The following is a 7,686-nucleotide window of genomic DNA, read 5'->3' on the forward strand; positions in this document are numbered from 1 at the left end:
CCGGGCGGGTCCGGGCGGGCGAGTCGATCGACGTGGCGCAGGGGCTGACCGTTCATCCGGGCGGCGTCCGCGGCAACCGCGTGTCGCTGAGCTGGTCGGCGATCTCCGGCGCGACGGTGGACGGCGGCCGGGTGTGGATCCAGCAGTCCGGCAGCGCCTCGCCGATCCTCTACGTCCCGCAGCAGAACCCGAACGCGATCCTGATCCCGGCCCTGCTGGCCCACCTCAAGCAGTGAGCGTCAGACCAGGGACCAGCGTCAGACCAGGGACCAGGCGATCCCGTCCAGGATGTCGTGCTCGCTGGTGACGACCGCGCCGAAACCGTACTCCCGCATGATGCGGTCCAGGATCAGGGCGCCCGCGCCGATCACGTCGACCCGCCCCGGATGCATGACGGGGATCTCGGCGCGCTCGGCGCGGGTGGCGTGCAGGAGGCGGCGCGTCACCTCGTGGACCTGGGTGGCGGTGATCCTCGACAGGTGGATGCGGGACGCGTCGTACTCCGGCAGGTCGAGCGCGATCCCGGCGACCGTGGTGACCGACCCGGCGAGACCGACGAGCGTGCGCGACTCGTCCACGGGCACGGTCTCCCGGACCGCGGCCAGGGCCGCGTCGATGTCGGCCGCGGCGCTCGTGATCTGCAGCGGCGAGGGCGGGTCGCCGTCCCTGAGGTGCCGCTCGGTCATCCGGACGCAGCCGATGTCGATCGAGCGCGCGGCGTCGGCCGACGAGCTGCCGAGCACGAACTCGGTGGAGCCGCCGCCGATGTCGACCACCAGGTAGGGCCGGGCCGGGCGCAGCGCGGCCAGGTCCCGGGTCGCGCCGAGGAAGGACAGCTCGGCCTCCTCGTTCCCGCTGATCACCTCGGGGACGACGCCGAAGATGTCGACGACGCCGCTGACGAAGTCGGCCCGGTTCTCGGCGTCGCGGGTCGCGCTCGTCGCCACGACCCGCGTCTTGACCGGGCCCTGCCCGGCCCGCGCGCCGTGCCGCTCGATCAGGTCCGCGTACCCGCGCATCGCGGCGAAGGTGCGCTCCAGCGCCGCGGGCGACAGCCGCCCGGTCTCGTCGACGCCCTCCCCGAGCCGGACGATCTCCATCCGGCGCTCGACGTCGGTCAGCGTCCCGCCGCCCTCGCCGGGCACGATGTCGGCTATCAGGAGGCGGACCGAGTTGGTCCCGCAGTCGACGGCCGCTACACGCGTCACCGGGCCTCCCCCGTATCGTCGTCCGCGCCGCCGCCGTCGCCCGTGCCGTCGTCCATCTGGACGCAGGGGCCGGTCCGCCACCACTCGGGGAGCGCCTCCAGCCCCTCCCGTCCGAACGGGTTGGCGCCGGGCACGGCCAGCTCGTGGGCGATGAGCGCGTGCAGGCACTTGACGCGCTCCGGCATGCCGCCCGCGCTCTGCATGCCCGCGGGCAGCGGCTCGATGCCGTCCTCGCGGGCCGCCTCGCCGCGCCGGCGCAGGTAGTCCTCGTGGGCCGCGGTGTACTCGGCCCTCAGCTCCGGGTCGGCGGCGAGCCGCTCCTGCATCTCGCGCATGATGCCGCTCCCCTCCAGGGTCCCGATGGCCGAGGCGGCCTTCGGGCACGTGAGATAGAACAGCGTGGGGAAGGGCGTCCCGTCCGGCAGCCTCGGCGCCGTCTCGATCACGGCGGGCAGCCCGCACGGGCAGCGGCTCGCGACCCCGCGCACGCCGCGCGGCTCCCGCCCCAGCTGAGCCGCGACCGCGGCCCGGTCGTCGGCCGCGACCGCGGCGCCGTCACCGGCCGCCGCCCCGGCCTGGTCAGCTGCTTCCATCACCCGTGTCCCCACCCGCGGATCCCGCGTCCGGTCCCTCTCACCGGATGCGTCCGGTCCGTCTCGTCGGACCCGTCCCGCCGAGCCGCGGGACGGGTCAGCGTGGCCGGTCGGCCGCCTCCACCGACCGCCACAGCGTCTCGTACCACGGCGGCCTGCTCGTCGGGCCGCCCTTGTGCGCCTGCCGGCGACCGTCCCCGCTGCCGTCCAGCACGATGTAGCACTTTACGCCAGGACGGCAGTAATGGAGTCTTCGCGTCGCCTCACGCTCAATGTACGACTTATCCCCCAATTGCTGCTTGCGTTGGGCCAGAATCTCGACCTGCCGGCGGGCCTTGGCCTCCTCCTGCCGGAGGTCGGCGATCTCCTGACGCTGGGCGATGTACTCCCGGACGGGGTAGGCGAGGCTCAGCGCGATCGCGCACACGACCACGGCCAGGATCGCCGCGCGGCTGGTCAGCGCGGGGTTGCCGCGGCGCCGGCCGCCCGCGTGGTCCTCGCCGTGGCCGTCGTCGCGGTCGCCGGGATCCGCCCGGTCCTCGCCCCGCGCCATCAGTCGTGCACGAAGCGCGGGAACGCGGCGGCGCCGGCGTAGCGGGCGGCGTCGTCCAGCAGCTCCTCGATGCGCAGGAGCTGGTTGTACTTGGCGACCCGGTCGCTGCGGGCGGGGGCACCGGTCTTGATCTGGCCGCAGTTGGTCGCGACGGCCAGGTCGGCGATCGTGGTGTCCTCGGTCTCCCCGGACCGGTGGCTCATCATGCAGCGGTACCCGCTGGTCTGCGCGAGCGAGACGGCGTCGAGCGTCTCGCTGAGCGTGCCGATCTGGTTGACCTTGACCAGCAGCGCGTTGGCGGCGCGGGCCTTGATGCCGCGGGCGAGCCGCTCGGGGTTGGTGACGAACAGGTCGTCGCCGACGATCTGGACGCGGTCGCCGACGGCGGCGGTGAGGCCCTCCCAGCCGGTCCAGTCCTCCTCGTCGAGCGGGTCCTCGATGGAGACCAGGGGGTACTCCGTGAGCAGCTCGCCGTAGTAGGCGGCCATGTCGTCGGAGCTCCGCTTGGTGCCCTCGAACGCGTACTGGCCGTCCGCGTGGAACTCGGTGGCGGCGACGTCCAGGGCGAGCGCGATGTCACGTCCGGGGGTGAAGCCGGCCTTGCGGATCGCCTCCATGATGAGGTCGAGCGCCTCCCGGTTGCTCGGCAGCTCGGGGGCGAACCCGCCCTCGTCGCCGAGGCCGGTGTTCAGGCCCTTGGACTTCAGCACCGACTTCAGCGCGTGGTAGGTCTCGGTGCCCCAGCGCAGCGCCTCGGCGAAGGTGGCCGCGCCGATCGGAGCGACCATGAACTCCTGGATGTCCACGCTGGTGTCGGCGTGCGCGCCGCCGTTCAGGATGTTCATCATCGGGACGGGCAGCAGGTGCGCGTTCGGGCCGCCCACGTAGCGGAACAGCGGTAGGCCGGCGGAGTCCGCGGCGGCCTTGGCGACGGCCAGGCTGACGCCGAGGATCGCGTTCGCGCCGAGCGCCGACTTGGCGGGCGTGCCGTCGAGGTCCACCAGCAGCTGGTCGATCAGCCGCTGGTCGGACGCCGGGTACCCGACGACCTTCTCGTCGATGGTCTCGTTGACGGCCCTGACCGCGTCCCGGACGCCCTTGCCGCCGTAGCGCTCACCCCCGTCCCGCAGCTCGACCGCCTCGAACTGGCCGGTCGAGGCGCCGCTCGGCACGGCGGCGTGCGCCTCGGTTCCATCGGCGAGCAGGACCTCGACCTCGACGGTCGGATTGCCGCGGGAGTCAAGGATCTCCCGGGCGAGTACGGCCTCGATCGACGACACGGGGAACCCCCTGGTGGTGGTGCGGCTGATGGTGGAACTCGTCCGGACGCGGTGATCCGACGCGGTCACCGAGCCTATCTCGGACGACCCCTGGGCCGCCCCACTGGCACGCCGTTGTCCCCGAACCTCCCGAAGCAACCGGTTCGGACGGACAAGAGCGACTTGACGTGCCCTATCCATGCATTATCTACTAATCAAGTATCCAAACTATCTTTGTCGGAAATACCGACCTTCCACACCCGGCGGTGAACCCGTGCGCAAACTCGTCCTGCTCGCCCTGGTCGGCCTGGGCGCCCAGCTCGTCGACGGGAGCCTGGGCATGGCCTACGGCGTCACGTCGACGACGCTGCTGCTGGCCATCGGCACGAACCCGGCGGCCGCCTCCGCCACCGTGCACCTGGCCGAGATCGGGACCACGCTGGTGTCGGGCGCGTCGCACTGGAAGTTCGGCAACGTCGACTGGCGCGTCGTCGCCAAGATCGGCATCCCCGGCGCCGTCGGGGCGTTCGCCGGTGCCACGTTCCTGTCCGGGCTCTCCACCGAGACCGCCGAGCCGGTGATGTCGGTCATCCTGCTCACGCTCGGGACCTACATCCTGGTCCGCTTCACCGTCCGGGGGATCCGCACGGACCGGCTCGGCAAGCCGCTGCGCAAGCGGTTCCTCGGCCCGCTCGGCCTGGTGGCCGGCTTCGTCGACTCCACCGGCGGCGGCGGGTGGGGGCCCGTCGGCACCCCGGCGATCCTGGCCAGCGGGCGGCTGGAGCCCCGCAAGACGATCGGATCGATCGACACCAGCGAGTTCCTGATCGCCGTGGCGGCCAGCGTCGGCTTCCTGATCGGCATCGGCTCGGAGGGAGTCGACTTCGCCTGGGTGGCCGCGCTGCTGATCGGCGGAGTGATCGCGGCCCCGATCGCGGCATGGCTGGTCCGGCACATTCCGCCGCGCGTCCTGGGCAGCGCGGTCGGCGGCATCATCATCCTCACCAACGCCCGCACCCTGCTGCGCAGCGACTGGATCGGCGCCTCGGACGGCGTCCGGTGGGTCTTCTACGCCGCCATCTACGCCCTGTGGGCGGCGGCACTGGGCTACTCGATCCGGCGGCACCTGGCCGAGCGCGACCCGGACCCGGCGGCCGGTGAGGGCGACGTCCCGCCCGCGCCCGACAAGGCCGCCGCCCCGTCCGCCACCTGAACGATCTTTTACCCGCCGACCACGGTCGCGTTTGCCCCGTTCAGGCAAGAAAACCCGGGTACCTGCACCCTGCGTACCCGGGAGGTCGTCATCGGTGTCCGGCCCCGGCCGTCCGCGGGTCTGAACCGCTGGATCTGGCGGGCGGCGCTGCGTCACCCGGAGATCCGGGTCCGGGTGACGCTGGCGGCCGCGCTGGTCACCTTGCTCCTGTCCGCGGTGCTGTGCGCGGTGCTGCTCAACCTCGTCAGGCAGCAGGCCGTCCACGACACCGTGGAGAGCCAGGCACGCGAAGGGCGCAGGGTGACGACGGCGCTCCGCGCCGGGCCGCTGGAGAAGGTGATCCACCAGCCCGGCGACGCGCTCCAGCAGGTGGTGGACGCGAAGGGCAACGTGATCGCCGCGTCGCCGGAGATGTGGGGGCGCCCGCCGTTGCGCCTCTCGCCACCGAACGAATTCGACTCCCGTCGCGACATCCGGACCTGCTCCATAGACGCACCGGGCGGGGACTGCTTCCTCGTGGTCGAGGTCCGGGTGGGATTCGGCGCGGACGCACACTATGTCTTCTCGCTGACACCGGAACCGGGGCTGTTTCCGCGCCCGCTCACGGCGTCGCTGCTCATCCTCGGCGTCCCGGTCGTCACCGCCCTGGCCTCCTGGGGGATGTGGACGGCCGCGAGCCGCGCGCTGCGGCCGGTCGACGCGATCCGCCGGGAGCTGGACGAGATCACCGCCACCGACCTGGAGCGCCGGGTGCCGCAGCCGCCCCGGCGGGACGAGGTGGGCCTGCTCGCCGAGAGCATCAACGCGACCCTCGACCGGCTGGAACAGGCCGTCGCGCGCCAGCGCGGGTTCGTCTCCGACGTCTCCCACGAGCTGCGCAGCCCGCTCGCCGCGCTGCGGATGGAACTGGAGCTCGCGCTGGCGGCACCCGAGGAGGCCGACATGGCGGAGACGCTGCGGGCCATCCTGGACAACACCGACCGGCTGTCGGCGGTGGTGGACGACCTGCTGGCACTGGGCCGCCTCGAAGCCGACCCGAACTTCCGGCGCGAGCCGGTGGACCTGACCGGGCTGGCGGACCAGGAGGTCCTGAGCCGCCCGCGCCGCACCCAGGTGACGGTGCTGTCGGAGGGGTCGGTGACGGTGCAGGGCGGGCGCGTCGAGCTGGCGCGGCTGCTGACCAACCTGATCGACAACGCCGACCGGCACGCGGCGCACGAGGTGACGGTGATCCTGCGGGTGGAGCCGCCCTCCACCGCGGTCGTCGAGGTGGTCGACGACGGCACCGGCATCGCGCCCGAGGACCGCGAGCGGGTGTTCGAGCGGTTCACCCGGCTGTCCCAGGGCGGTCACCGCGACGCCGGCGGCACCGGCCTCGGGTTGGCGATCTCCCGCGACATCGCCCAGGCCCACCGCGGATCCCTGGTCCTCACCGACCGCTCCGACGGCATCCCGGGGGCCCGCTTCGTCCTGCGCCTTCCGCAGTGACCCGCCCGGGCGAACGGTCAGGAGATGCCGAGCTGCTCGCGGAGGCGTTCGCGTTCGGACTCCAGCAGTTCGATCTGCCCCTCAAGCTCCTCGCGGGCGGCGAGGTACTGCCCGGAGTCGGCGAAGTCCGTGGCGTCGTCGGGCGGCGCGGGCAGGTCGGCGCGGAGCCTGTCGAGGGTCTCGTCGAGCTCGCGGAGCCGGTCCCGTCCGTCCTCGCCGCCGGTCTGGTCCATTCTGCTCTCGTTCATGTCGTCCTCCCGTGGGGACTGCATGCCCATGATCCGGCGATCCTCACCCGCGGGGTCAGACGCGGATCACGGTTTTGCCGCGGGCTCCGCCGGCCCGGTTGTCGGCCAGCGCGCCGGGCGCGTCGTCCAGCGGTACCTCGCGCTCGACCCGCACCTGGAGGTCGCCGGCGTCGATCAGGTCGGACAGGCGGTCGAGGAGCTCGGCCGACGGCTCCTTGTCGAGGTTGATCCCGCGCAGGCCCTTGGCCTCCATCGAGTCCGGATTCACCGACCAGACGGAGCTGACGTACGTGCCCCCGGGACGCAGCAGTTGCGCGATGACCTCGGTCTCGGAGGTGTCGCCGACCATGTCGATGACGGCGTCGATCCCGTCGTTGTGGACGGCCAGCACCTGGGCGTTGAGGTCGCCCCCGGAGTGGTCGACGGTCGCGTCCGCGCCGAGGCGCCGCATCGTCCCGGCCATGTCGGCGCGGGCCGTGGCGATGACCTTGGCGCCCTCCCGGGCGGCGAGCTGCACCACGCCCTGCCCGACGCCCCCGGTCGCCCCCACGACGAGGACGGTCTGCCCGGCGGCCACCCGCGCCTCCTCCACCATGGCGAGCGCGGCCACGCTCGCGGTCGGCACCGCGGCGGCCTGCGTGTAGATCATGCCCTCCGGCATCTTCGCCACCGGGCCGTCGTCGCGGGCCAGGGCGTACTCGCAGAAGGCGCCGAGACCCCGGTCCGGCATGGAGAAGAACCCGTAGACCTGCTCCCCGTGGCGCAGGCGGGTCACGTCCTCGCCGACCGCCTCCACGACGCCGGCGCCGTCCTGGCCCAGGATCAGCGGGAAGGACGCGTCGACCGAGTCCTTGAGCATCCCGTCGGCGACCTTCCAGTCCATCGGATTGAGCCCGGCCGCGATCATCTTCACCAGGATCTCGCCCGGACCGGGCTCCGGGCGCGGCAGGTTCACCGGCGCCGGTGTGGCGCCGTATTCGGACACGGCGATGGCTCGCATGACGATCGTCCCCCCCGATCGGACCAGCAGGGGCGTCCGCCCCGCCGGGTGATCTACCCTGCCGCCGGACGATCACACAGGTCAGGCGGGTGACCGCGTCACCCGGGCTCGCCCGGAAGGGGCG

General features: G+C 72.8%; 9 protein-coding genes. 3 read left to right on the top strand and 6 right to left on the bottom strand.

Features of this window, described 5'->3' with window-relative positions; genetic code table 11:
• Window positions 1-236: hypothetical protein (locus tag E1281_RS40775; RefSeq protein ID WP_165959228.1), on the top strand; the 236-nt coding region annotated here is incomplete at its 5' end.
• 21 nt (window positions 237-257) lie between these two features.
• On the opposite strand, the gene E1281_RS34515 is transcribed toward E1281_RS40775, so the two are convergent.
• The 4 genes from E1281_RS34515 to eno all read right to left on the bottom strand — a co-directional run bounded on the left by E1281_RS34515 (window position 258) and on the right by eno (window position 3,634).
• On the bottom strand, window positions 258-1,208 hold the full coding sequence (locus tag E1281_RS34515; protein WP_131883912.1) for a Ppx/GppA phosphatase family protein: 951 nt from the start codon (window positions 1,206-1,208) through the stop codon (window positions 258-260).
• Window positions 1,205-1,801, bottom strand: a complete 597-nt coding sequence (locus E1281_RS34520) for a DUF501 domain-containing protein (protein ID WP_131883913.1) — start codon at window positions 1,799-1,801, stop codon at window positions 1,205-1,207. The genes E1281_RS34515 and E1281_RS34520 overlap by 4 nt, the downstream gene beginning before the upstream one ends.
• 97 nt (window positions 1,802-1,898) lie before the next feature.
• Entirely contained in the window at window positions 1,899-2,354 is a 456-nt protein-coding gene (locus E1281_RS34525; protein WP_131883914.1) for a septum formation initiator family protein, read from the bottom strand.
• A complete protein-coding gene (gene eno, locus E1281_RS34530; RefSeq protein ID WP_131883919.1) occupies window positions 2,354-3,634 on the bottom strand; it encodes a phosphopyruvate hydratase in 1,281 nt (426 codons plus the stop codon). The genes E1281_RS34525 and eno overlap by 1 nt, the downstream gene beginning before the upstream one ends.
• A 253-nt stretch (window positions 3,635-3,887) precedes the next feature.
• Between eno and E1281_RS34535 the strand changes: the two genes are divergently transcribed.
• Window positions 3,888-4,826, top strand: a complete 939-nt coding sequence (locus E1281_RS34535) for a sulfite exporter TauE/SafE family protein (RefSeq protein ID WP_131883915.1) — start codon at window positions 3,888-3,890, stop codon at window positions 4,824-4,826.
• A gap of 174 nt (window positions 4,827-5,000) precedes the next feature.
• Complete coding sequence (locus E1281_RS34540) at window positions 5,001-6,314, top strand: HAMP domain-containing sensor histidine kinase (RefSeq protein WP_243717708.1); 1,314 nt, start codon at window positions 5,001-5,003, stop codon at window positions 6,312-6,314.
• A 17-nt stretch (window positions 6,315-6,331) separates the two neighbouring features.
• Here the strand turns inward: E1281_RS34540 and E1281_RS34545 are convergent, their stop codons facing one another.
• Window positions 6,332-6,562: a hypothetical protein gene (locus E1281_RS34545; protein WP_131883917.1), complete on the bottom strand. Its 231-nt coding sequence runs from the start codon at window positions 6,560-6,562 to the stop codon at window positions 6,332-6,334.
• Window positions 6,563-6,617: 55 nt separating this feature from the next.
• Window positions 6,618-7,562, bottom strand: coding sequence for an NADP-dependent oxidoreductase (locus E1281_RS34550; RefSeq protein WP_131883918.1), 945 nt, complete (start codon window positions 7,560-7,562; stop codon window positions 6,618-6,620).
• Between the last annotated feature and the right edge of the window lie 124 nt (window positions 7,563-7,686).

This window comes from Actinomadura sp. KC345 (assembly GCF_004348515.1).
GTDB lineage: Bacteria > Actinomycetota > Actinomycetes > Streptosporangiales > Streptosporangiaceae > Spirillospora.